General features: G+C 42.7%; 27 protein-coding genes. 25 read left to right on the top strand and 2 right to left on the bottom strand.

From position 1 onward, the window contains the following. The first annotated feature begins 165 nt into the window (after window positions 1-165). From deoB to ERJ70_RS10655, 15 genes are all read left to right on the top strand, one after another. A complete protein-coding gene (gene deoB, locus ERJ70_RS10725; RefSeq protein ID WP_209364889.1) occupies window positions 166-1,347 on the top strand; it encodes a phosphopentomutase in 1,182 nt (393 codons plus the stop codon). 13 nt (window positions 1,348-1,360) lie between these two features. Beyond that, on the top strand, window positions 1,361-2,179 hold the full coding sequence (locus ERJ70_RS10720; RefSeq protein ID WP_209364888.1) for a purine-nucleoside phosphorylase: 819 nt from the start codon (window positions 1,361-1,363) through the stop codon (window positions 2,177-2,179). A 23-nt stretch (window positions 2,180-2,202) separates the two neighbouring features. After that, window positions 2,203-3,504 (top strand): pyrimidine-nucleoside phosphorylase, encoded by a 1,302-nt coding sequence (locus tag ERJ70_RS10715; RefSeq protein WP_209364887.1) that lies wholly within the window; start codon window positions 2,203-2,205, stop codon window positions 3,502-3,504. A 357-nt stretch (window positions 3,505-3,861) separates the two neighbouring features. Then, complete coding sequence (locus tag ERJ70_RS10710) at window positions 3,862-5,061, top strand: D-alanyl-D-alanine carboxypeptidase family protein (RefSeq protein ID WP_209364886.1); 1,200 nt, start codon at window positions 3,862-3,864, stop codon at window positions 5,059-5,061. Between the two features lie 105 nt (window positions 5,062-5,166). Continuing rightward, window positions 5,167-5,520 (top strand): anti-sigma F factor antagonist, encoded by a 354-nt coding sequence (gene spoIIAA, locus ERJ70_RS10705; protein ID WP_245207923.1) that lies wholly within the window; start codon window positions 5,167-5,169, stop codon window positions 5,518-5,520. Next, window positions 5,517-5,957: an anti-sigma F factor gene (gene spoIIAB, locus ERJ70_RS10700; RefSeq protein WP_209364884.1), complete on the top strand. Its 441-nt coding sequence runs from the start codon at window positions 5,517-5,519 to the stop codon at window positions 5,955-5,957. Before spoIIAA ends, spoIIAB begins: the two co-directional genes overlap by 4 nt. 10 nt (window positions 5,958-5,967) lie before the next feature. Beyond that, a complete protein-coding gene (sigF, locus tag ERJ70_RS10695) occupies window positions 5,968-6,723 on the top strand; it encodes an RNA polymerase sporulation sigma factor SigF (RefSeq protein ID WP_074597073.1) in 756 nt (251 codons plus the stop codon). Window positions 6,724-7,377: 654 nt separating this feature from the next. Further along, window positions 7,378-8,004, top strand: coding sequence for a stage V sporulation protein AA (locus ERJ70_RS10690; RefSeq protein WP_209364883.1), 627 nt, complete (start codon window positions 7,378-7,380; stop codon window positions 8,002-8,004). Further along, window positions 7,982-8,401, top strand: coding sequence for a stage V sporulation protein AB (locus ERJ70_RS10685; RefSeq protein ID WP_209364882.1), 420 nt, complete (start codon window positions 7,982-7,984; stop codon window positions 8,399-8,401). Before ERJ70_RS10690 ends, ERJ70_RS10685 begins: the two co-directional genes overlap by 23 nt. A 28-nt stretch (window positions 8,402-8,429) precedes the next feature. After that, on the top strand, window positions 8,430-8,996 hold the full coding sequence (gene spoVAEA, locus ERJ70_RS10680; RefSeq protein WP_209364881.1) for a stage V sporulation protein SpoVABEA: 567 nt from the start codon (window positions 8,430-8,432) through the stop codon (window positions 8,994-8,996). Continuing rightward, on the top strand, window positions 8,993-10,498 hold the full coding sequence (locus ERJ70_RS10675; RefSeq protein WP_209364880.1) for a spore germination protein: 1,506 nt from the start codon (window positions 8,993-8,995) through the stop codon (window positions 10,496-10,498). The genes spoVAEA and ERJ70_RS10675 overlap by 4 nt, the downstream gene beginning before the upstream one ends. A 161-nt stretch (window positions 10,499-10,659) precedes the next feature. Beyond that, window positions 10,660-11,973 (top strand): diaminopimelate decarboxylase, encoded by a 1,314-nt coding sequence (gene lysA, locus ERJ70_RS10670; protein WP_209364879.1) that lies wholly within the window; start codon window positions 10,660-10,662, stop codon window positions 11,971-11,973. A 2-nt stretch (window positions 11,974-11,975) separates the two neighbouring features. Continuing rightward, window positions 11,976-12,410 carry a peptidylprolyl isomerase gene (locus ERJ70_RS10665; protein WP_209369306.1) on the top strand — a complete coding sequence of 145 codons (435 nt, stop codon included), beginning with the start codon at window positions 11,976-11,978 and terminating at the stop codon, window positions 12,408-12,410. Between the two features lie 153 nt (window positions 12,411-12,563). Then, entirely contained in the window at window positions 12,564-13,028 is a 465-nt protein-coding gene (locus tag ERJ70_RS10660) for a zinc metalloprotease (protein ID WP_209364878.1), read from the top strand. 298 nt (window positions 13,029-13,326) lie between these two features. Then, on the top strand, window positions 13,327-13,680 hold the full coding sequence (locus ERJ70_RS10655) for a GNAT family N-acetyltransferase (protein WP_209364877.1): 354 nt from the start codon (window positions 13,327-13,329) through the stop codon (window positions 13,678-13,680). 185 nt (window positions 13,681-13,865) lie between these two features. On the opposite strand, the gene ERJ70_RS10650 is transcribed toward ERJ70_RS10655, so the two are convergent. Then, window positions 13,866-13,949: a YjcZ family sporulation protein gene (locus tag ERJ70_RS10650; protein ID WP_035426703.1), complete on the bottom strand. Its 84-nt coding sequence runs from the start codon at window positions 13,947-13,949 to the stop codon at window positions 13,866-13,868. Between the two features lie 179 nt (window positions 13,950-14,128). Here ERJ70_RS10650 and ERJ70_RS10645 point away from each other — a divergent pair, with 179 nt between their 5' ends. From ERJ70_RS10645 to ERJ70_RS10635, 3 genes are all read left to right on the top strand, one after another. Beyond that, window positions 14,129-14,860 carry a segregation/condensation protein A gene (locus tag ERJ70_RS10645; RefSeq protein ID WP_209364876.1) on the top strand — a complete coding sequence of 244 codons (732 nt, stop codon included), beginning with the start codon at window positions 14,129-14,131 and terminating at the stop codon, window positions 14,858-14,860. 5 nt (window positions 14,861-14,865) lie between these two features. Next, window positions 14,866-15,453, top strand: coding sequence for an SMC-Scp complex subunit ScpB (scpB, locus tag ERJ70_RS10640; RefSeq protein ID WP_209364875.1), 588 nt, complete (start codon window positions 14,866-14,868; stop codon window positions 15,451-15,453). Between the two features lie 64 nt (window positions 15,454-15,517). Then, window positions 15,518-16,000 carry a DUF3907 family protein gene (locus tag ERJ70_RS10635; RefSeq protein ID WP_245207920.1) on the top strand — a complete coding sequence of 161 codons (483 nt, stop codon included), beginning with the start codon at window positions 15,518-15,520 and terminating at the stop codon, window positions 15,998-16,000. Here the strand turns inward: ERJ70_RS10635 and ERJ70_RS20125 are convergent. Continuing rightward, window positions 15,997-16,122 (bottom strand): hypothetical protein, encoded by a 126-nt coding sequence (locus ERJ70_RS20125; RefSeq protein ID WP_256439037.1) that lies wholly within the window; start codon window positions 16,120-16,122, stop codon window positions 15,997-15,999. The genes ERJ70_RS10635 and ERJ70_RS20125 overlap by 4 nt on opposite strands. Window positions 16,123-16,327: 205 nt before the next feature. Between ERJ70_RS20125 and ERJ70_RS10630 the strand changes: the two genes are divergently transcribed. From ERJ70_RS10630 to resB, 7 genes are all read left to right on the top strand, one after another. Further along, window positions 16,328-17,212: a superoxide dismutase gene (locus tag ERJ70_RS10630; RefSeq protein ID WP_209364873.1), complete on the top strand. Its 885-nt coding sequence runs from the start codon at window positions 16,328-16,330 to the stop codon at window positions 17,210-17,212. A gap of 190 nt (window positions 17,213-17,402) precedes the next feature. Next, complete coding sequence (locus ERJ70_RS10625; protein WP_209369305.1) at window positions 17,403-18,467, top strand: D-alanyl-D-alanine carboxypeptidase family protein; 1,065 nt, start codon at window positions 17,403-17,405, stop codon at window positions 18,465-18,467. Beyond that, on the top strand, window positions 18,468-19,058 hold the full coding sequence (locus tag ERJ70_RS10620) for a nucleoside recognition domain-containing protein (RefSeq protein WP_209364872.1): 591 nt from the start codon (window positions 18,468-18,470) through the stop codon (window positions 19,056-19,058). Beyond that, window positions 19,055-19,588 (top strand): spore maturation protein, encoded by a 534-nt coding sequence (locus tag ERJ70_RS10615; protein WP_209364871.1) that lies wholly within the window; start codon window positions 19,055-19,057, stop codon window positions 19,586-19,588. Before ERJ70_RS10620 ends, ERJ70_RS10615 begins: the two co-directional genes overlap by 4 nt. Before the next feature lie 89 nt (window positions 19,589-19,677). Further along, window positions 19,678-20,418 carry a pseudouridine synthase gene (locus ERJ70_RS10610; RefSeq protein ID WP_209364870.1) on the top strand — a complete coding sequence of 247 codons (741 nt, stop codon included), beginning with the start codon at window positions 19,678-19,680 and terminating at the stop codon, window positions 20,416-20,418. 51 nt (window positions 20,419-20,469) lie between these two features. Next, entirely contained in the window at window positions 20,470-21,042 is a 573-nt protein-coding gene (gene resA / locus ERJ70_RS10605; RefSeq protein ID WP_209364869.1) for a thiol-disulfide oxidoreductase ResA, read from the top strand. A gap of 28 nt (window positions 21,043-21,070) precedes the next feature. Further along, on the top strand, window positions 21,071-22,705 hold the full coding sequence (gene resB, locus ERJ70_RS10600; RefSeq protein ID WP_209364868.1) for a cytochrome c biogenesis protein ResB: 1,635 nt from the start codon (window positions 21,071-21,073) through the stop codon (window positions 22,703-22,705). Window positions 22,706-22,732 lie beyond the last annotated feature (27 nt).

Below are 22,732 nucleotides of genomic sequence, written 5' to 3'. Positions count from 1 at the left end.
TTTCTACAGAAAGTGTCCGCTAAGGAGTTGTCCTACCTGGCGACTGGCTCAGCGGACAGATAAGAAGTATCGTGTTTTTCTTAGTTGTCTGACATCCTACAACGTTTCATTTGCAGCATAATTGGTGATATTTAAGGGAAAGTAACCTACATAGGAGGGATCGTTGTGAAGGAATTTAATCGTGTTTTTTTAATTGTAATGGATTCAGTGGGGATAGGAGAAGCACCGGACGCAGAAAAATTCGATGACAAAGGTGCTGATACGTTAGGGCATATTGCCGAACATATGGATGGACTACAAATGCCTCACATGGGGGAACTGGGATTAAGCAATATCCGGGAAATAAAAGGCATCCCCACAGCGGCACAGCCGAAAGCCCATTATACAAAAATGCAGGAAGCATCTAATGGCAAGGACACCATGACAGGCCATTGGGAAATAATGGGGTTGAACATTCAACAGCCGTTCCGGACGTTTCCAGAAGGATTTCCTGATGAATTGCTTGCTGAATTAGAGGAGAAAACCGGTCGAAAAGTTATTGGAAACAAACCTGCATCCGGTACGGAAATTATCAAAGAGCTCGGCAAAGAGCATATGGAAACAGGGGCGTTGATTGTCTATACATCTGCCGATTCGGTACTGCAGATTGCAGCACACGAAGATGTTATTCCGATAGAAGAACAATACCGTATATGTGAAATTGCACGTGAACTGACGCTCGATGAAAAATACATGGTCGGAAGGGTTATCGCTCGTCCGTTTGTTGGAGAGCCCGGGGCGTTTGAACGAACTGCGAACAGGCATGATTACGCGTTGAAACCTTTCGGAAGAACGGTGATGAATGAACTGGAAGATGGCGGACTGGATGTAATAGCACTTGGCAAAATTTCCGATATCTATGATGGTGAAGGAGTAACCGAAGCAATCCGAACCTTAGATAATGATGACGGCATGATCAAGTTGGTTGAATCCATGGATAAAGAATTTCAAGGATTAAGCTTTTTGAATTTGGTCGATTTTGATGCGAAATATGGTCATCGTCGCGACCCGCAGGGGTATGGAGAGGCGTTGGAGCGTTACGACGCCCGCTTGCCGGAAGTCCTGGAAAAACTGAAAAGCGATGATTTACTGATCATTACAGCCGATCATGGAAACGACCCGGTTCACCATGGCACAGACCATACGAGGGAATTTGTGCCGTTACTTGTTTACCATACGGGTATCGAAAACGGAAAGGAACTGGAGATTAGAAAAACATTTGCTGATATAGGAGCAACGATAGCGGATAACTTTGCTATCAAAATGCCGGAACACGGCCATAGCTTTTTGAAGGAAATCAGTCAATAGGGGGGAGTACACAATGAATAGCAAAGAAATGAAAGAATCAGCGCAATATATCGAATCGAAGCTGGAGGAAAAACCCGTTATCGGCCTGATTCTTGGTTCTGGACTTGGAGTTCTCGCAGAAGAGATTGAAGATCCTATCATTATTCCATATAAATCGGTTCCTCATTTTCCGGAATCGACCGTTTCGGGTCATAAAGGCCAGTTGGTAGCTGGACGCCTGGAGGGAAAACAGGTAATTGCGATGCAGGGGCGTTTTCATTTCTATGAAGGGTATCGCATGGATCAGGTCACGTTTCCTGTCCGTGTCATGAAGCTTTTGGGTGTAGAAAAATTGCTTGTCACCAATGCGGCTGGCGGAATTAATGAACAATTTAAACCGGGCGATTTAATGCTGATAGAGGACCATATCAATAACATGGGAACAAACCCGTTGATAGGTCCGAACGATGAAGAAATCGGCCCACGTTTCCCCGACATGTCCCAAGCTTATAACAGAGAATTGCTGGAACACGCCCGTAAGTGTGCGGAAGAATTAGATTTTTCCATCCAGCAAGGGGTTTATGTCGGTAATACCGGACCTACGTATGAAACAGGGGCCGAAGTGAAAATGCTACGAACGCTCGGGGGAGATGCTGTCGGTATGTCAACGGTTCCAGAAGTGATTGTTGCAGCACACATGGGAATCAAAGTACTGGGGATTTCTTGTATTTCCAATATGGCTGCGGGCATACTGGATCAGCCGTTGTCTCACCAGGAAGTGATCGAGACGACGGAGCGCGTACGGCAGGATTTCTTGAGTTTCGTTAAGAAAATAGTCAAAACTTTACCATGATAAAAGTAAAAAGGTGATAACTAATGAGAATGGTCGATGTAATTCTAAAGAAACGGAATGGGCAGGAGTTAACGGACTCGGAAATTCGTTTTTTTGTCGAGGAATACACTGCCGGGACTATCCCGGATTATCAAGCAGCAGCTTTAATGATGGCTATTTATTTTAAAGGCATGAGTGCTGATGAAACAGCGGTGCTCACGGAAGCAATGGCAGCTTCCGGAGATACCATCGATTTATCAGCGATTGAGGGTCACATAGTGGACAAACACTCCACTGGTGGCGTGGGAGATAAAATCACCTTTATAACGGGACCTTTGGTTGCTTCTGTGGGAGTGCCGGTGGCGAAGATGTCCGGAAGAGGGCTGGGTCATACAGGGGGAACCTTGGACAAACTAGAATCGATTTCCGGTTTTCATATCGAAATGAGCAAAGAGGAGTTCATCTCGAATGTCAACAAGCATAAGCTTTCTGTAGCAGGACAGACTGGCAATCTAGCCCCGGCAGACAAAAAGTTATATGCACTGAGGGATGTAACAGGCACGGTTGATTCAATTCCTTTAATTGCTGGTTCGATTATGAGTAAAAAGCTTGCTTCTGGAGCGGACAGTATTGTCTTGGATGTCAAAACAGGTTCTGGAGCTTTTATGAAAACATTGGATGAATCCAAGGCTTTGGCACAAGAGATGGTGAATATCGGTAACAAACTCGGCCGGAACACGATTGCTGTCATAAGTGACATGAATCAGCCGCTTGGCTATGAGGTCGGTAATGCCAATGAAATCAAAGAAGCCGCAGAAGTTCTGCAAGGAAAAAAAGTGGAGGATTTACGAAACCTTGGTCTGGAATTGGCAGCACACATGGCTGTGTTGGCAGGTGCTTTTCCGTCTTATCAAGAAGCTTACCAGGCACTTGAACAGAAACTCGATAACGGAGAGGCTTTTCAAGCATTCCGTACATTCATTTCTGCACAAGGAGGGGATTTATCGATGATCGATGATCTATCCCGCCTGCCAGCTGCTCCCCACCATGTGGAGGTAATCTCGAACAAAGAGGGGTTTGTTGCGGAGATAGATGCCGAATCGATTGGTGTTGCTGCCATGTACTTAGGTGCCGGAAGGGCGACCAAAGACGATAAAATTAATCATGCGGTAGGAATCACCCTTAACAAAAAGATTGGGGATCCAATCGAAAAGGGAGAGACCATAGCTGTTCTGCACAGTGAACAACCAAATCCGGCAGACTCTTTGACTAAAGTAAAAGAAGCGTACAAAATTGCGGATGACAAGCCAAATAAGCATCAGCTAATATACGAAGTAATCAAGTAAAAGGATGACCTGGGAGAGAAGTATTGTGACCAAAATGAAAACCGAACGATTCGTTCGGTTTTTTTGATGAGCAAAAAGCAAACCGTTCTACCCTATGAAAAGTGCAACTTTCCACTCCGGCAAGGTACTTCGCTTTCCGCGGGAACGCGTAGTATCTTGCCGTAGCGATTTGAAGCACGCATTAAACAACAGGATAAAAAGAGAATATACAAATACAAACCGAACGAATTTGATTGGCACTTAGAATTCGCTCGGTTTTTGCTTTGGTGGCCATGCTTTTATCCCGGCCTTATTTTTTTGTTATAAATTGTCCTCCATATGGAAAAAATAACAATACTAACATTTGGAGGTATTGCTATGAAAAAAACAATCTTGTTACTAGCTTTTTTAATGGTTTTCTCTGGCGTTTTTCCAGTCAATATGATGGCCGAGGAAAATACAGCGGAACAAAACAAAGAACAGACATCAGAGGATCAGCTGAATCTCGCAGAGAATTCCCAATCAGCAATTTTGCTGGAGCGAGACACAGGAAAAATCTTATATGAAAAAGATGCTCATAAGCAATTGCCGCCGGCGAGCATGACAAAAATCATGACCATGATTCTTATTATGGAAGCTTTGGATGAAGGAAAAATCAAGCTAGACGAAAAGGTGAGAGTGAGCGAATATGCAGCATCGATGGGCGGATCGCAAATTTTTCTGGAAGCCGGAGAAGAAATGAAGGTGCAGGATCTATTGATGGGAGTTGCAGTAGCTTCCGGAAATGATGCAAGTGTTGCACTGGCAGAAAGAATAGCCGGAAGTGAACAAGCATTTGTCAAAATGATGAATGATAAAGCAAGGCAACTAGGGTTGGAAAACACCCGCTTCCAAAACCCCACAGGCCTCCCTGCAGAAGGGCATTTCAGCACGGCTTATGATATGGGTGTTATGGCAAAGGAACTATTGAAGCATGAGGAGATAACAGAATATACAGGTATTTATGACGGCTATTTACGTGAAGGCACCGAAGATGAATTCTGGCTGGTCAACACGAATAAACTGGTCAAATTCTATCCGGGTGTCGACGGTTTGAAAACCGGTTATACCTCTGAAGCAAAATATTGCTTGACCGCTACTGCAAAGAAAAACGATATGCGAGTGGTTGCAGTTGTCTTGGGTGCAGATACAACGAAAAAGCGGAATAGCGATGTTACCCAAATGCTTGATTATGCATTCAATCATTTTGATACCAAACAGCTGTTCAAGAGCAACCAACCGGTCTCAAAGTTAAGTTTATTAAAAGCAGCAAATGAGTCGATTGATGTGGTGACGGAAGAACCTATTTCGTTGATTTATAAAAAAGGAGAACCTTTGGAAAACATAGATACAAATGTAGTGATGCAGGAAGACATAACGCTTCCTTTGAAGATGGGCGATGAAGTTGGCAAGGTCGAGATTGTCCATAATGGAAAAGTATTGTCGGAAACACCGCTCATTGTGAAAGAAAACGTCGATCATGCCGGCTATTGGCAGTTATTTAAACGGACATTCCATGCAATGCTGAAAAAGCAGTGATTTTTGCGGGTTTTACCGAACCTGCACTTCTTTTGTCACCTTGCAGGATTTAAGATGACCCGTAAAGAAAAGATTCACTACAGAAACAGTAAGGAGGAATCAGTAGTGAGTCTAAACACGCAATTCACAACCAAAGAGAATGTTTTATTGGTTCGTCTCTCGGGTGAGCTTGACCACCATACTTCGGATCGATTGAAAAAGGAGTGGCAGCAGGCAATCAGAGAAAATAACGCCAAGCACGTTATATTGAATTTAGAGGACTTAAGCTTTATGGACAGCTCGGGATTGGGAGTTTTTCTGGGTAGGTACAAAGAAGTGATGCAATTGGGAGGAGAGATGGTCGTTTGTTCAATATCCCCTGCGGTGAAACGATTGTTTGATATGTCCGGCTTGTTTAAAATCATCCGTTTGGAAGAAAGTGAAGAGTATGCATTGCTTCGTCTGGGGGTAGCATCATGAAAAATAATATGCATTTGGAATTCACCAGTGTTAGTGAAAATGAAGCATTTGCCCGCGTAACGGTCGCTTCTTTCATCGCACAACTGGATCCTACGATGGACGAATTGACGGAACTAAAAACCGTTGTTTCGGAAGCAGTTACCAATTCTATTATTCATGGGTACGAAAACAGTGAGGACCAAAAAATTTATATCAGCTGTTCGATCGAGGAAGATGAAATTGAATTAGTCATCAGGGACGAGGGTATCGGTATCTCCGATATCAACGAAGCGGTACAGCCATTGTACACTTCCAAACCAGAATTGGAACGCTCAGGCATGGGTTTTACGATCATGGAAAATTTTATGGATAAGGTTGAGGTTGTTTCACATCCCGGAGAAGGCACCACGCTTAAGTTGTACAAACAACTAAAGAAGAGTAAAACCTTGTGCAATTAAGGGGATGCCTATGGAAATAGAGCTCAAAAAAACGCATAAAGATGACCCTTTGACAAATGAACAGGTAAAAGAATTAATTTTAAAAAGCCAGGAAGGCGATCAAATTTCAAGGGACCGGCTTGTAGAGAATAATGTCAGACTGGTTTGGTCCGTTGTTCAGCGGTTTATCAACCGGGGATACGATCCAGATGATTTATTTCAGATTGGATGTATCGGCCTGCTAAAATCCATTGATAAGTTTGATTTGTCTTATGATGTTCGCTTTAGCACGTATGCTGTCCCGATGATTATCGGAGAGATTCAACGGTTTATAAGGGATGATGGAAGCGTCAAGGTAAGCAGGTCCTTGAAGGAAACAGGGAACAAGATACGAAAAGCAAAGGATGAGTTGACCAAGGCGATGGGGCGCGGGCCGACTGTTAGCGAAATCGCTGAAAAATTGGAGATTTCACCGGAGGAAGTAGTCCATGCTCAGGAGGCTTCTAAACTGCCTCATTCCATTCATGAAACGGTTTATGAGAATGATGGTGATCCCATAACCCTTTTGGATCAAATTGCGGAAACAGATACGAAGTGGTTTGATAAGATCGCATTACAAGATGCGATTCGGAATCTGGAAAAAAGAGAAAGGCTTATTGTTTATTTACGTTATTATAAGGACCAGACGCAATCAGAAGTGGCCGAACGGCTGGGAATTTCTCAAGTCCAAGTATCCAGGCTTGAAAAGCGCATTCTGCAATATATAAAAGACCAGATAGGTGTTTAGAAAGACACTGACACTTGCGCTTAAATAGATTTCTGAATAATAGGTGAAGAAGCAGTAAAATAGGTCTAACGTGTGGTATTACTAATCCAAATTCAGAAACCCCATACCAGCGGTGGAAATACCTGTAGACTCCTGCGGGAGCAAAGGTCTCGGTGAAATCCCGCAGAGCGTTAGCTCGAGGAAGCTCACCAGCCGCCCGCGGAAAGCGAAGGGTATTTCCGTAGCGCTGGACTACACCACTACTATAAAAAGGCTCAAGGACTACTAAGGGAGTTACTGCACAGTTTATCTTTTTTCTGCAAAAAATCTTCGGTTCATCAATCTAAACAAAATCAACCGCCAGTCATACTGGCGGTTTTTGCATTGTCGTGAAACGAATCCTCAAGATACCGTCCATTTATCCGAACGCTCATCTGCTTTACATCTCCGAAATGCTTTCTTGGGCAGGGACAATTCATTTCCACCTTTATACATCTTCATTCCTGTCTTTTGACTCTGATTTCTCACAAATTTTACTTACTAGATTTCTTTAAGGAATTTAAGTGAATTTTTCACGTTTTTGAAAACATGCTGGAGAGCTTTTATTCTGTTTATGCATGTTTAAGGAACCGGTTATCCATAATAAGGACGAATCCGACAGTGGAGGTGGCTGATTTGGAAGGCATTGTATATTTGAGATTAAAAAAGAAGCTATATGTCACGGAACATACGACAGTCCTGCTTAAGGATATCGCGGTATTGTCAGGTACAGCCCCCGATATGCAGGAGTTAGGCGAAACGCATATTTATCAGGTAACCCCTGAAGATCAAAATGTATCGGTAATCGACATTTTCACTGTTATTGATAAATTGACAGTGCTATACCCCAACTTGGAATTCCAGCAAGTTGGAGCTGCCCAAACAATTTTAATGATCGAAAAGAAACGAAAAAACGTTCCAATTTTGCTGGTAACGTTGATTTGGTTGCTACTGTTTATAGGATCGGCAATGGCCATCATGAACTTTCACTATGACGTCAGTATGCAGGAAGTGCAGCAGCGTCTGCATTACTTGTTGACAGGAGAAAACAAAGAATATCCGCTCTGGCTGCAAATCCCTTATTCATTCGGATTAGGAATCGGGATGATTCTTTTTTTCAACCACTTATTTAAAAAACGGTTTAATGAGGAACCTAGCCCATTGGAAGTGGAAATTTATAAATACCAGCAGGACTTGGACAGTTATGTCACCTACCATGAAAACGAGTTGAACAAAGAGCATGGTTCTCATCATTCTCAGTGAGATATTTATCGGATTGGCCTCTGGGCTAATAGTAGGGACTGGATTTGTCGCTTTTTTGACTGTACTGGGAATCATTCCTCGCCTTGTACAATTAAGCAAAACGAAAGCTTTTGTAAAAACATATGAAGCGGGCGTGACTATCGGTGCTTTATTTGGGACGTATCTTTCCTTTGTCGGCGTATCACTCCATTTATCCTTGTTTATCACAATTGTCTGGGGAGCTTTTCATGGGGTGTTCATCGGAATGTTGGCAGCTGCTCTGACGGAAGTTTTGAATGTTTTCCCTTTATTGGCGAAACGGATCGGTATGGAAAACCATCTTCTGTGGCTGCTGATGGCTATCGTACTAGGTAAGATAGCCGGTTCGCTGTTTCAATGGATCATTTTCGTTAAGTAACCAAGACGTGTGGAAAGGACTCGGTGCAATGGAACGACCGAAAAAAGTGATCATCATAACGGATGGGGACGAATACGCCAAGAAGACAATTGATTACTTATCGGGGCAACTAGGCGGAACCTGTCTGGCATACTTATCAGATAATCCGACTCAAGCAACGGAAAAACAGGTGACAGAGGCAATCATGGCTGCCCCGGCAGAACCAGTTTATGTCTTGATAGATGATGCAGGGGCTCCTGGACCGGGGGCAGGAGAGAAAATCTTACTAGGGTTGGCAAAAAACAAAAACATCCAAATAATAGGTGCCATTGCTGTAGCTGCACATACAAAAAACGCCGAATGGACTAGGTTTACCTTGGCAATAGATCAGGACGGACAACTGACTTCCAATGGCATAAGTAAAGAAGGCATACCGATCCCAGAGATTGGAAGGATAAACGGTGACACAATTTATTCTTTGGATCAAATGGACATTCCTGTAGTCGTCGCTATTGGAGACATTGGAAAGATGCAAGGAAAAGATGATATCAAAAAGGGATCGCCAATTACTCGAAAAGCGATTGAAATCATTTTAGAAAGAGGTGGTTATCAATGAATAAACAAAAGCAAGCTCAGAAAAAACCCACCATATCAAGCGATCTCAAAGATAACCAGCGATTCATGGAAGAAAAAGTCGGCGTAGGAACTTCATTTGATGTAGGTTTTCGGCAGTTGACTATTTTAAAGAAAGAAATTCAGCTTTACTATTTGACGGGGCTTTGTGAAACACCAACCATCGTTGAGTTGTTAAAGAAATTGACAGATATAAATGAAACGTATCCTGCTTCAGCAGGTAGAAATAAACATAAGCTTACTGAAATTATCGGCAGCCATCTGGTACATCAGCAAGTTACCAAAGTTGCTATGATGGATGAAGCAGTAGATCAAATGCTTAGTGGATTAATTGTCATCTTCATGGAGGATGAATCAGAAGCTTTTATTGTGGATGTGAGGACCTATCCAGGTCGCTCACCGGAAGAACCGGATACGGAAAAAGTCGTCCGGGGTTCCCGCGATGGATTCACAGAGAACATTATTGAAAATACTGCATTGACAAGAAGAAGAATCAGAGATGAGCGGCTCCGTCACGAAATGATAAAAGTAGGAGAACGTTCCAAAACGGATATTTGTATTTCCTATTTACAAGACGTAGCAGATCATGGCCTGGTGAAGCTGATAAAAGACGAATTAAAACATATAGAAATTGACGGAATATCGATGGCAGATAAAACCATTGAAGAGTTCCTTGTTAAACAAGGGTTCAACCCTTTTCCACTTGTTCGATATACGGAGAGGCCCGATGTCGCTTCTACACACTTGTTGGAAGGACATGTGTTGATCATGGTTGATACGTCACCTAGTATGATTATTACTCCTACCACTTTTTTTCATCATGTACAACATGCGGAAGAATACAGACAATCTCCGGCAATAGGGACATTTGTCCGTTGGGTTCGGTTTTTAGGCATTTTTGCATCCGTATTTCTTCTGCCATTCTGGCTGGTCCTGGTAATGGAACCTGCCCACTTACCAGCATTCCTTCAATTCATAGGGCCAAATGAGGAAGGAAATGTCCCGGTAGTTTTACAATTAATCATAGCCGACATTGGAATTGAATTTTTGCGAATGGCCGCTATTCATACACCGACCCCGCTCTCGACAGCAATGGGTTTGATTGCAGCAGTATTGATCGGCCAGATTGCGATTGATGTAGGGCTGTTTAGTGCGGAAGTAATTTTATATGTTTCGATTTGTGCCATCGGTTCCTTTGCAACACCGAGTTATGAATTGAGCATCGCAAATAAGTTGTCCCGCATGTTATTAATTATCATCACTTCCCTCTTTGGAGTAAAAGGCATGGTTATCGGATTCACGCTTTATATACTGGCTTTAAGTCTTACGAAATCCTTGAATACTCCGTATCTGTGGCCGTTCATTCCGTTTAATGCCAAAGCGATGCAGCAAATCATTTTCCGAGTATCCGTTCCATTAACCAAAGACCGGCCAAGTATCGTTCATCCCCGCAATAATTATAAGCAGCCGAAAGGAAAACATTGAACCTTCGACAAGGTTATGGTAAATTAATTTTATCTATTTTTTCAAAAAAGGAAGAAAAACAAGCTTGGTGCTGGGCAGTATTCATTAGAAGTAAAAAGAGAACTGCCACTGCTCGGCTTCATCCTTTTTGTGCTTGAGCAATTTGCAGGGAGGTGCAGGGAATGAATCATCCTTTTCATACGAACGAACAGGGCCATTTAGTGGTCGGCGGGGTGGATACGATTGATTTGGCAAAAAAGTATGGAACACCTCTATTTGTTTACGATGTTTCATTGATTAGAAAGAATGCGAGAGCATTTGTAAATACTTTTAAACAAGCTGGCGTTAGCGCGCAGGTCGCTTATGCAAGTAAGGCGTTTTCCTCGATTGCTATGCTGCAGGTTGCAAAACAAGAAAATTTAAGCCTTGATGTTGTTTCTCAGGGCGAGCTCTATACAGCTCTGCAGGCAGGTTTTCCCGTTGACAGGATCCATTTACATGGGAATAACAAAAGTTTTGAGGAACTATCGATGGCGGTTCAACATGAAATAGGTTGTATTGTACTGGATAACTTCTATGAAATCGAGTTACTGTCAGATATCCTGGAGAAACAAGGAAGAACCATGGATGTCCTTTTACGTGTAACACCTGGAATTGAAGCCCATACACATGATTATATTTTAACCGGAAATGAGGATTCGAAATTTGGTTTCGACTTGGCAAATGGACAAGCGGAGCAGGCCTTTGAAATGTTGCAGGAGATGGACTCCATCCATGTTATCGGCTTGCATTGTCATATCGGTTCCCAAATCTTTGAAACAGACGGTTTCGTCATGGCTGTGAGGCGCTTGTTCGAAACGCTGGGTGAATGGAAACGAGAGTACGGTTATCGCTCTAAAGTGCTTAATCTTGGAGGAGGATTTGGAATCCGTTATACAGCGGAAGATGAACCGCTTCCGCTTGATGGTTATGTGGATGCCCTCGTAGATGAAGTGCAAAAACAGGTGGACTTCCATGGAATGGAATTCCCGGAAATCTGGATTGAACCAGGAAGAGCGATTGTCGGAAATACTGCAGTGACACTTTATAGGACAGGCTCCATAAAAGATATTCCTGGTGTAAGAAAGTATGTTTCTGTAGATGGTGGAATGACTGATAATTTACGGCCAGCACTTTATCAGGCGAAATATGATGCTGTCATAGCAAACAAAGCAGACGCGCCACTGACCGAGAAGGTATCCATTGCTGGAAAATGCTGTGAATCGGGAGATATGTTGATTTGGGATATGGAAGTTCCTGAAGTAGAATATGGCGATATATTGGCGGTTTACAGCACGGGGGCATATGGGTATTCGATGTCCAATCATTATAACCGCTTTCCGAAGGCGGCAGTGGTGTTTGCCGAACAAGGTGAGGACCAGCTGGTGATACAGCGGGAATCTTATGAAGATTTGACTAGAAATGATTTGCCATACGGTATAAAGGAGAGGGTTTAATGATGAAACAGGCAACCATTCAATTCGAAAATGGGGAAGTAATCAAAATAGAAATGTTTGAGGAAGCTGCACCAAACACAGTGGCAAACTTTGAAAAACTTGCCAATAGTGGATTTTACAATGGAGTGACCTTCCATCGAGTCATCCCTGGTTTCGTTGCACAAGGCGGTGATCCGACCGGGACAGGCGCAGGTGGTCCTGGATATACGATTAAATGTGAAACAGAAGGAAACCCACATAAACATGTTGCAGGTTCTTTATCCATGGCTCACGCAGGGAAGGATACAGGCGGAAGTCAGTTTTTCCTTGTTCATGAACCCCAGCCCCATTTAGATGGTGTTCATACTGTCTTTGGACAGGTAACGGAAGGAATGGATACAGTGTTGCGGATCAAGCAGGGAGACGTCATGAAGGAAGTAAAAGTCGAAACCGTTTAAAAAGGGCTGTTCAAAAGCCTATCTTCAAGAAATCATCAGCGCCATTTAACATGCTGATGATTTTTTGTTTGTAGGCCCCCTTGAAGTTTCCTGGTCAAACCAATAAAATGATTGGTGGACAAGTATGCTTTGGAAGGTAAAGGGCGGAACACCATGCATTGGCTTTTAATGTTGACTTATCTGGTACTGGTGGCAGCTCCGGCAGGGGTGTGGATCCATGAATCAGGGCACGCGATCGGCTCCTGGTTTTGTCGGGCAGAATATATGGATTTGACACTTGGGGCTGGAAAAAGAATAAAAGAAGTAAGGATAGGACGTAAACTGACAGTGCATTTTCATTTACTGTTTACAGCCGGAGGGCATGCTTCAAGTAGTAGAACGCATCCTTACAGTCGCGTGGAAAAAGTCATTATCTCCTTGGGTGGTCCTGCTTGTAATCTGGCAGCTGGTTGGCTGTTAATGAAATTCGTATTTGAAAGCAACGCATGGATCCGTCTGTTTGCGCTATATAATTTGTGGATTGCTATGGTAAATTTTATTCCATTTAAGTGGAGAGGGAAGAAGTCGGACGGATATTTTGTTCTTCGAACGATCATTGATGGTAGACAGTCTGGATAGGAAAGAGTGAAGCGGATGAGCGAGAAAAAAAGAAATTGGCTATTATTTTCCATACTTTTGGTGATCGGTTTGATTTGGGGTTTCATTTATTGGTTTTATATTGTCCTTTGACATATTTAGTTATTTGACAAATTGGCTAATATAGTCCATAAATAGATTATACTTCACCGTACAAAGGGTGATAATAAACATGAATAGCGATAGGCAGGAGAAAATGCTGTTTTGGCTGATGGTCATAGTCGGCCTTATTTTTCTTCTATCAATCATAAGTAAGTTAATTTCTAATTGAGGGGTAAATATGTTAATTCGCTATAAAAAAAGTTTTAAAAAAATTGCCATGGGATTACTTTCCTTCATGCCGGAAGAAAAAGAAGTAAAGAAACTGCAAAGCACCATTAAAGAATACGAGGAAAATCCTGACTGGCAGCTGTTTCTTTGGAAAGAAGAAGACATTCTCGGTGCTGTCGGTGTCCGGTTCGAAAATGAAATTAATGTCGTCATTCAACATATAACGGTTAATCCTTCTCATCGAAATATGGGGATTGGACGGAAAATGGTTCAGGCAGTCAAGCGTTCGTATGAGCAGCAGTACGCTGTTTGTGCCGACGATATGACAGAGCGTTTTCTTGAACGATGTGAAGAGGAGCAATAACGTACACACCGACGCCATAGAAAAGCCAGCTCCTTAGCGAGCTGGCTTTTCCAGTTTCCAGAGTTAGCGTATAATAGAATGAGCGGAGTTACATTAGTGGCTATGTAACCGGCCTTGCAGAAAATGTAGGCCGGTTTTTACAGGTTTTTTAAAGGATTTCTTACCGATGTTGGGCTATTTGGCTTTTACAGCCAGGCTGCACCTACAATGATTAGAAGAATGAACAGTACTACGATCAAAGCGAATCCACCGCCGTAATATGCACCCATAGCTAATGCCTCCTTTAGTAGAAACGTTATTATTTAACTTACAATAATAATCTATGCGCTTTGCTTAATGCTGTATGGGCATATATGCCAGACAGAATAAATTTTATGAAAGAACATTTTGAGACATAGAATAAAGTGTTGGAGTGACCGGTGGGTGATTTGGCAAGGGAGGAAAAGTAATGAGTATGAAATATGAAGTACATACGAAAGCATTTCAAGGCCCGTTAGATCTCTTGCTACATTTGATCAATCAGTATGAAATAGATATTTATGATATTCCTGTAGCAGAAATCACTGAGCAGTACATGACTTATATACACACCATGCAACAGCTTGAACTTAATATTGCCAGTGAATACTTGGTGATGGCAGCCACTTTGATTGCTATAAAAAGTCAACTGTTGCTTCCAAACCAGACCATTGAGCCGGAAGAAGAAGAGTATGAAGAGGATCCCCGTGAAGATTTGATGCGAAGGCTGATTGAATATCGGAAATACAAAGAAGCAGCTGACCAGTTAAAAGAAAGAGAGCTGGAAGCCAATAAAATCTATACGAGACCACCGGTAGAATTTCAGGAAGAACCAGCGCAAAAGCAAATGGTACAGGGGGATGTTTCCATTTATGACATGATTGCTGCCATGAATAAAATCATGGAGCGGAAAAAATGGGAAAAACCTGTTTCGACAAAAATTCAACGCACAGAAATACCCATCAAACAGCGGATGGAAGAAGTGATGACACAAGTGAAGGAAAGACCGGACGGAATTGCATTTGATGAATTATTCCCTATTCCTTCACGTTCCCACATTGTTGTCACGTTTATGGCAGTGCTTGAACTGATGAAGGGAAAACAAGTTTATTGTACACAAGAGAAACATTTCGATGAATTAATGATTTATTATATGAGGTGAACCACGTGGAGTTATCAGAGTTTAAAGCAGTAATGGAAGGCCTCTTGTTCGCTTCTGGAGATGAGGGAATCAGCCAAAAGCAGCTTGAACAAATTCTTGGTTTGGATGCAGATGCAGTCCAACATGTTCTCGATGAATTGAAATACGATTATGAGCATGCTGAGCGAGGTATAACGATAATGGAGTCTAATGATGTGCTTCATTTAACCACAAAGCCAGAACATACAGCGTATTATCAAAAATTGATGGACACCCCGCAAACATCTAGGCTTTCTCAAGCTGCACTGGAAACATTGGCGATTATCGCATACCAGCAACCGATCACCAGGGCGGAGATTGAAGAAGTGAGAGGGGTCAAGAGTGATCGACCTGTCCAAACGTTAATGTCCAGGGGACTTATTGCAGAAAAAGGCAGAAAAGAAGGAGTTGGCCGCCCCATCTTATACGGTACTTCTACGGAGTTTCTAACGTATTTTGGACTCCGATCGCTTGATGAATTGCCGCCACTCCCTGAAAGTGTGGAACAAGCAGACGTAGAAGGAGAAGCTGATTTGTTTTTTAAAAATTTTCAGGACCAGTTGGAAGAGGAGTAGGATTTAGTAATCGTATTTTATCTTTTAATGGCCCGGCCATTAGAACTTAACAGGAGGCTGAATGATGAGCAACGATTCCCTATATGCTCATGTGAAAGAGGTAAGTATTTTTCTTGCTGATTCCCTGCACGAAATCAGCAGCTATCTGAACAATTGCAAATTGGCAGATTTAATGAGTGAAGATGGCAGCAGAGATTCTGGGTATTATATGGAGCTGTTGAAGGCACTAAGAAGACTGGAAGTTTTTTGCGACGAAGCCAATGATACTGTCAATGGTCTGCTTCGTGAAGAACCGATGCGCGAGACGGCGGCAGAAAGAACGCTATATGGCATTCACCATCAATGTATTCTCGGTTTCTTTTCGCCTAAGAATGACGCTTGGTACGAAAACAGCCGGGCATCTTATTCTGGAAGACAGAGCATCACATTTTATCATCAACCACCCTATTCGTTTTTGCGTTTAATGGCGCATTTGGAAAAGTCCTTTCAACGGATGCGCGAGGAATTAAGCTATTATGAAACAACCTATCAGAAAAGAATGTCTTAAGCGGAATATGGAAAATCATCAGCAAAATGAGATATGCTGATGATTTTTTTGCTATCAGTATAGGACATAATCAGCGCATGATTTGCTTCTGTTCGTTTAGCATCCTTTAGGACTTCGGTCACTCGTTCCCTCCCCCCTTTATCCTGCGGACAATGTACACGGCTGAAGCTTCCAATTTGAAAAACTATTCTTCCTAAACCGGCCGAACGTTTTTTGGCATTCCGCTTTCCAGACTTGATCCTGACTGTCAGCAAATTTTTCACCTCAGTGCTCGTTAGCAGATACACATAGGCGGGTCTCCGGCATAGAATATCGGGAGGTGATTCGATGAACGAAAAAAAGAAAGATTACTTAGCTTCCTTGAAAACATGGGGCGAGGAAGTAGAAGGGAAAATGGAAGGAGTCAAACTGGACGGGAAGGATTTGGAAGAGTGGAAGATACAGCTGTACGACTGGAAATCCTTACTAAATGGTTTGTTAGAAGAAAAAGACGAACCCACTGATGAAAAGATCGCACTTGTGGAAGAAAAAAGCGCTAAGCTTTTCCACCTTATCAAGTATCTATTGGAAAAGCCGCGACAAAGTCAGGGAGCCATTCTGCCAGGGCAGCACTTCCTTCCAGATCTGCCATATGCTTATAATGCCTTGGAGCCGTATATTTCTGAGCGAATCATGAGATTGCATCACGATCGTCACCACAAATCTTATGTGGATGGATTAAACAAAGCGGAAACAGAGCTTTATACAAAACAGACTGATAATAAATTAATCAAACATTGGATGAGGGAGCAGGCTTTTAATGGTTCTGGTCATTTCCTCCATTCTTTGTTTTGGGAAAACATGTCCCCTCAAGGAGGTGGCCGGCCTTCTGGCGAGTTAATGCGACAAATAGAAAAAGATTTCGGTTCGTTTGCATCATTCAAAGCGCTTTTTTCCAGTGCTGCTGAGTCAGTGGAAGGAGTAGGTTGGGCTGCGCTCGTATGGGAACCACGCTCAGGTCGCCTGGCAATCCAGACAATCGAAAAGCATCAAATGTTTAGTTTGTGGGATGTCATTCCGCTATTAGTCCTAGACGTATGGGAGCATGCCTATTATCTTCAATATGAGAATAAACGGGCCGACTATGTGAAGAATTGGTGGAATATCGTAAACTGGCAATCGGTTTCCCAAAGATTGAAAGAAGCAAAACAAGTGAACGTTCCATATGTTTAACTTCCAAACAGGAGCTGGCTGGAGAAGTAGGTAGTTCGCAGCTGGCTCCGTTTTTTTAACTGCTGGTTGAAAACAGAAGAGAGTTTTATACATACGCCTGTCCTTCCTGCATATGATGGTACAAGAGAGTAGGCTGGGAGGTAGGGCATTGAAGCGAATAGGAGTTCTCGTTTGTTGTGTTGGTTTCATAATGGGGGTTTTTATACCCCAAAGGGCAGTTGCAGCTCCGGGAGTATCCGCTGCACATGCCGTTCTGATCGAACAGTCCACAGGAAGAGTGCTGTTTGAAAAGGATGCTCACGAGCCACAACGTATAGCAAGTATCACGAAAATTATGACGGCAATCATCGCGATAGAATCGGGAGAATTGGAGGAGGAGGCGACAGCTAGTCACCGGGCTGTCTATACGGAGGGGTCTTCGATTTATTTGGAAGAAGGCGAAAAGATGAAACTGAAAGATTTAGTCTATGGCCTGATGCTGCGCTCAGGAAATGATGCGGCAGTCGCTATCGCTGAAAAGGTGGGCGGAAGCGTCGAAGGGTTTGTCCATATGATGAATGAAAAGGCAGCATGGCTCGGAATGACAGATACAACGTTTGAAAACCCGCATGGTCTTGATTCGGAAAACCACCGCTCGAGTGCATACGATATGGCTTTGTTAATGCGCTATGCAATGGATAATGAGATATTCAGAGAAATAACCGGTTCTAAATCATACAAAGCAGAGACAAGGATGTACGCATGGGGAAACAAAAACAAACTATTGACTCAGTATTACGAGTACTGCACTGGTGGAAAGACAGGATACACAAAACGGGCGGGAAGAACGCTTGTTTCAACAGCTGTAAAAGACGGAATGTCCCTTATCGTGGTAACCATAAATGATCCGGATGATTGGCGAGATCACATTCGTTTATTTGATTGGGGATTTGATAAATATCAGATGACGGATTTACAACAGCAGGGAGTCGAGCAATTTAACGTCCGCGGTTCGAACAAAGAACTTAGTGGATACTTTCCAGATACGTTGCGTTATCCGCTTACAGAAAAAGAACAACAGCAAGTGACCAGCTCAGTATATTTGCTTGATAATGCTCCTAGTTCAAAAAAACAAGCGGAGAAAATCGGCAAGAAAGTTTTTCAAGTCAACGGCACCTATTTGACAGAGATGAGCATTTTCCCCAATGGTTTCAATCAAAATAATGGCCAGCATGGATTTTGGCAGTTATTCCGGAAAATGACAGGAGTTTTCTAGGTGGTAAATTATATTTGGGCAGCAATGGCCGTGATTGGTATTGTCTATGCAATGTTCAATGGAACCATGGAAGAAGTCAATGAAGCATTATTCGAGAGTGCCGATGACGCAGTGATGTTGTCGATTGGTTTGATAAGTGTTCTCGTCTTCTGGCTTGGATTAATGAAGGTAGCTGAAGAAGCAGGACTTCTTACCATGCTGGCCAAACTTTTCAAACCGCTGGTAACAAGATTGTTCCCGGATATTCCCAAAGACCACCCGGCTATGGGTTACATTTTGTCGAATTTCACCGCAAACTTATTCGGGTTAGGCAATGCTGCTACCCCAATGGGAATCAAGGCCATGGAACAAATGAAGCAGCTCAGTCAGACGGATGAAGCAAGCCGCTCGATGATTACTTTTCTGGCAATCAACACCTCTAGTTTGACGTTGATTCCAGCCACAGTCATTGCCATCCGCATGAAGTATGATTCGGCTGCACCTACAGAAATAGTCGGCACAACGATTATCGCTACGTTGATATCTTCTGCAGCTGCCATCATTATAGACAGATTATTTTATTATAGAAGGGTGAGAAAGCAGAAAAAATGAGTTTCATTTCGACAATCAGCAGCTGGATGATTCCACTTATTATATTAATTGTGCTGATTTCTGCTTCATGGAAGAAACTTCCTTCTTATGAGTTGTTCGTTGAAGGGGGAAAGGAGGGGATTCAGATGGCCTTTTCTTTGCTTCCCTTTTTACTGGGAATGATGGTTTCCATCGCCATCTTGCGCGGATCGGGGGCTCTGGACGCCTTTATTTCCATGCTATCTCCATTATTGCAGGCTTTTGGGGTACCGCCTGATATTGTTCCCTTATCGATTATAAGACCAATTTCCGGTACGGCGGCACTCGGCATGACCACAGAATTGATAAATACTCACGGTCCGGATTCGTTTATCGGCCGACTTGCTTCGACCATGCAAGGTAGCACGGACACCACCTTATATATTATTACGGTTTATTTCGGGGCAGTTGGAATCCGAAGGATGGGAGATGCTTTAAAAGTTGGACTGTTGGCAGATCTAATTGGTATAATAGCTTCAATCGTCATTGTCACGATTGTATTCGCAAGGTAAGCGTTGACTTTTTAGTTAACGCTCTTCTTTATTGTCCGAAAAGGGACGAGCAAAAGTACTACTAAAATAAAGGAAAATTTGGTGATAAAATGGCTAATGAACAAGAAAGGCTGCAAAAAGTGATAGCACAAAGCGGAGTCACATCCCGCCGGAAAGCAGAAAAACTAATCGAAGAAGGAAAAGTGAAGGTTAACGGAAAAATAGTGACAACATTGGGGACAAAGGTTTCTTCCGATGACAAAGTTGAGGTAAACGGAGTTCCTCTGGAGAAGGAAGAACCTGTGTATTATCTTCTTTATAAACCACGCGGCGTTATATCAAGTGTCAAAGATGATAAAAACCGAAAAGTAGTCACCGATTATTTACCGGAGATTGAACAGCGGGTGTTCCCGATAGGAAGGCTGGACTACGATACTTCTGGTTTGCTGCTTTTGACTAATGACGGAGACTTTGCAAATCTGTTGATGCACCCTAAGCATAAAATAGACAAGGTTTATGTTGCAAAAACAAAGGGGATACCTGATAAGGAAGCATTACGGCAAATGAAAAAAGGAGTCGTTTCAGAAGGGGAAAGATTAAGGGCGTCTTATGTGAAAATTTTGTCGACGGATGCAAAGAAAAATACGGCGATCGTCAAAATTGTTTTGCATGAAGGAAAAAACCGTCACGTTCGCCGAATGATGGAAGCTTTGCATTATCCGGTTGATAAATTAAAGCGGGAGGAGTATGCGTTTTTGAACCTGCACGGTTTGAATGCAGGTGAATGGCGGGAGCTGACACCGCACGAAGTAAAGAAACTGCGTACGCTCGCAGAAGAAAATGTTAAATAATGTTCAAATATCACGCTTGCTTTTAATGATATAATGGCGTAGGGAGTGAGCATGTTGAGTAAAGTAGAAGAAGCAAAAAAACAAAAACAAAAAAAGAAGAACATGCGTCTTCTTTTTCGTTCCAGCATTCTAATTGTTTTGCTGGCTGCGGTAGTATTTGCGCTGGTGTCTAATTTTAACAAGGATAAAACGGTAATAGGAGTAGGAGCTGAGGCACCCAATTTTAAATTGGAACGCCTAAATGGTGAAGGTGGAGAAGTATCCCTTGATGATTTAAAAGGCAAAGGGGTCATGCTTAATTTTTGGGCTACATACTGTGGACCTTGTAAAGATGAAATGCCGTATATGGAAAGCCTGTATCCGGAATACAAAGAAAAAGGGGTAGAAATCTTAGCTGTCAGTATGGATTCAAACGATTTAGTCGTGAATCGATTCGTCGACAAGTATGAGCTTAGCTTTCCGATTGTCAGAGATAATGGAGGACAAGTATTGGAATTATATGATGTCGGCGAGCTTCCTTCCACTTTATTCATCAATGCAGATGGCGAAGTTGTGGACAAGGTATCGGGCGCATTGACACTTGATCGGTTGGAGGGGTACTTAAAAAAAATCGAACCTCAATAACAACAGCTGAAAATTGTGAGGGATAGGAATGAAACGAATTACTTGTGAATCTTGCGGACATGTCAATCCGGAAGGTACCGTGTTGTGTGAAGCTTGCGGAAAGCCGATTGAAAAAAATCAGCATATCGATGGCAATAAACCTGGAAAACTACTGAACATGCGGTACGAGGGCAGTGCAAGAAGGTCACAAACCTACAATAAGTCGGTGATTGATAAAATATGGAATTTCTTTTCTTCGGTGAAAGTAGGGGTGACGTTAATCGTCATAACGTTGATTGCTTCGGCGGTCGGAACCATCTTTCCTCAGGAAATGTATATACCGCCGAATGTGGACCCGGCACAGCACTATGCCGATCAGTACGGAATACTAGGAAAAATTTATTATCAATTAGGTCTGCATAACTTATACAGCTCCTGGTGGTATATGATTTTAATCGCGATGATCGGCACGTCAATCATCATTGCCAGCATTGATCGTTATGTTCCGCTCCGCAGGGCTTTGAAAATGCAGAAACCGAAGCGGCACAAAGCATTTTTGCAGAAACAACGGTTGTTTAGCGAGACGGAAAACATATCCAACCAAGCTATAAATCATGTGAAAGACCAGTTGAAAAAACAGCGGTATAAAATCAAGGAACAAGACGGTCACATACTGGCTGAAAAAGGTCGTTTTTCCAGATGGGGACCGTATGTCAATCATATTGGCTTGATTGTATTTTTGATAGGTGCACTTATGCGTTTTATCCCATTCATGTACATAGACGATTATGTATGGGTACGGGAAGGAGAAACAGCGGTTGTCCCGGAAACAGACCAGCAATATTACGTGGAGAACAAAGATTTCATCATGGAAACGTATGATGAAAACGATGAACGGTATCAGGAAGCGATCCAAAAACAGGGTGGTGCTGTACCGAGTAACTACCAGACAGATGCAGTCATCTATAAAGCATCCGGGGAAGCTGTCACAGGAGAAGACCCAGAATTGGAGAAGGTAAAGGAAGGCAGTATCCAAGTAAACAAACCTTTGAAGTTCGACGGTTATGCTCTTTACCAATCGAGTTATCAGCTTGATGAATTTAAATCTATGACATTTAAAATCCATGAAACAGACGATGAAGCAGAAGAGGCACTAGCCAGCTTTACTGTCAATTTGATGGACCCAGAATACGAATATGAACTCGATAATGGATTCCGTGTGGTCATTGACCAATACTTCCCTGAATACTACATGGACGACGGAACACCTGCATCTCAATCCAAGTATCCAAGAAATCCGGCCTTTGTCTTTTTCGTGTATCCTCCAGGGGAGGACACACCTGAAGTTAGCTTTGCAGGAATCGGGCGAAACGTCGATGCATCGGGAGAAAATGACTATAAAGTAGGATTGCAGAATTTCGAAGTACGCGATGTAACCGGACTAACACTTAAACGAGACTATACCCTTCCTATCATCGCACTTGGTGGTCTAATTTTCATGATTGGGGTCATCCAGGGCATGTACTGGCAGCACCGCAGAGTTTGGATCCATCCAAGCGATTCAGGAGTGATGCTGGCTGCCCATACGAACAAAAACTGGTATGGAATTAAGCGTGAAATTGAGAAAGCGATCGAGGGAACTGAATTGAACATGGTAGAGGATCAACAGGAACTCAAGCAATAACCCCGTTTGGTACACAAACGGTGGAAG

This window comes from Sediminibacillus dalangtanensis (assembly GCF_017792025.1).
GTDB lineage: Bacteria > Bacillota > Bacilli > Bacillales > Amphibacillaceae > Sediminibacillus > Sediminibacillus dalangtanensis.
The sequence above is the reverse complement of the archived record's forward strand: the minus strand, read 5'-3'. Positions and strand labels throughout refer to the sequence as shown.

Bases quoted from the DNA above. Each gene is read 5' to 3' on its own strand.
- ERJ70_RS10720 (WP_209364888.1), top strand. From the start codon at position 1,361: ATGAATAGCAAAGAAATGAAAGAATCAGCGCAATATATCGAATCGAAG.
- ERJ70_RS10715 (WP_209364887.1), top strand. From the start codon at position 2,203: ATGAGAATGGTCGATGTAATTCTAAAGAAACGGAATGGGCAGGAGTTA.
- ERJ70_RS10710 (WP_209364886.1), top strand. From the start codon at position 3,862: ATGAAAAAAACAATCTTGTTACTAGCTTTTTTAATGGTTTTCTCTGGC.
- spoIIAB (WP_209364884.1), top strand. From the start codon at position 5,517: ATGAAAAATAATATGCATTTGGAATTCACCAGTGTTAGTGAAAATGAA.
- sigF (WP_074597073.1), top strand. From the start codon at position 5,968: ATGGAAATAGAGCTCAAAAAAACGCATAAAGATGACCCTTTGACAAAT.
- ERJ70_RS10685 (WP_209364882.1), top strand. From the start codon at position 7,982: ATGGTTCTCATCATTCTCAGTGAGATATTTATCGGATTGGCCTCTGGG.
- spoVAEA (WP_209364881.1), top strand. From the start codon at position 8,430: ATGGAACGACCGAAAAAAGTGATCATCATAACGGATGGGGACGAATAC.
- ERJ70_RS10675 (WP_209364880.1), top strand. From the start codon at position 8,993: ATGAATAAACAAAAGCAAGCTCAGAAAAAACCCACCATATCAAGCGAT.
- lysA (WP_209364879.1), top strand. From the start codon at position 10,660: ATGAATCATCCTTTTCATACGAACGAACAGGGCCATTTAGTGGTCGGC.
- ERJ70_RS10665 (WP_209369306.1), top strand. From the start codon at position 11,976: ATGAAACAGGCAACCATTCAATTCGAAAATGGGGAAGTAATCAAAATA.
- ERJ70_RS10660 (WP_209364878.1), top strand. From the start codon at position 12,564: ATGCATTGGCTTTTAATGTTGACTTATCTGGTACTGGTGGCAGCTCCG.
- ERJ70_RS10655 (WP_209364877.1), top strand. From the start codon at position 13,327: ATGTTAATTCGCTATAAAAAAAGTTTTAAAAAAATTGCCATGGGATTA.
- ERJ70_RS10650 (WP_035426703.1), bottom strand. From the start codon at position 13,949: ATGGGTGCATATTACGGCGGTGGATTCGCTTTGATCGTAGTACTGTTC.
- ERJ70_RS10645 (WP_209364876.1), top strand. From the start codon at position 14,129: ATGAGTATGAAATATGAAGTACATACGAAAGCATTTCAAGGCCCGTTA.
- ERJ70_RS10635 (WP_245207920.1), top strand. From the start codon at position 15,518: ATGAGCAACGATTCCCTATATGCTCATGTGAAAGAGGTAAGTATTTTT.
- ERJ70_RS10630 (WP_209364873.1), top strand. From the start codon at position 16,328: ATGAACGAAAAAAAGAAAGATTACTTAGCTTCCTTGAAAACATGGGGC.
- ERJ70_RS10625 (WP_209369305.1), top strand. From the start codon at position 17,403: ATGGGGGTTTTTATACCCCAAAGGGCAGTTGCAGCTCCGGGAGTATCC.
- ERJ70_RS10615 (WP_209364871.1), top strand. From the start codon at position 19,055: ATGAGTTTCATTTCGACAATCAGCAGCTGGATGATTCCACTTATTATA.
- ERJ70_RS10610 (WP_209364870.1), top strand. From the start codon at position 19,678: ATGGCTAATGAACAAGAAAGGCTGCAAAAAGTGATAGCACAAAGCGGA.
- resA (WP_209364869.1), top strand. From the start codon at position 20,470: ATGTTGAGTAAAGTAGAAGAAGCAAAAAAACAAAAACAAAAAAAGAAG.
- resB (WP_209364868.1), top strand. From the start codon at position 21,071: ATGAAACGAATTACTTGTGAATCTTGCGGACATGTCAATCCGGAAGGT.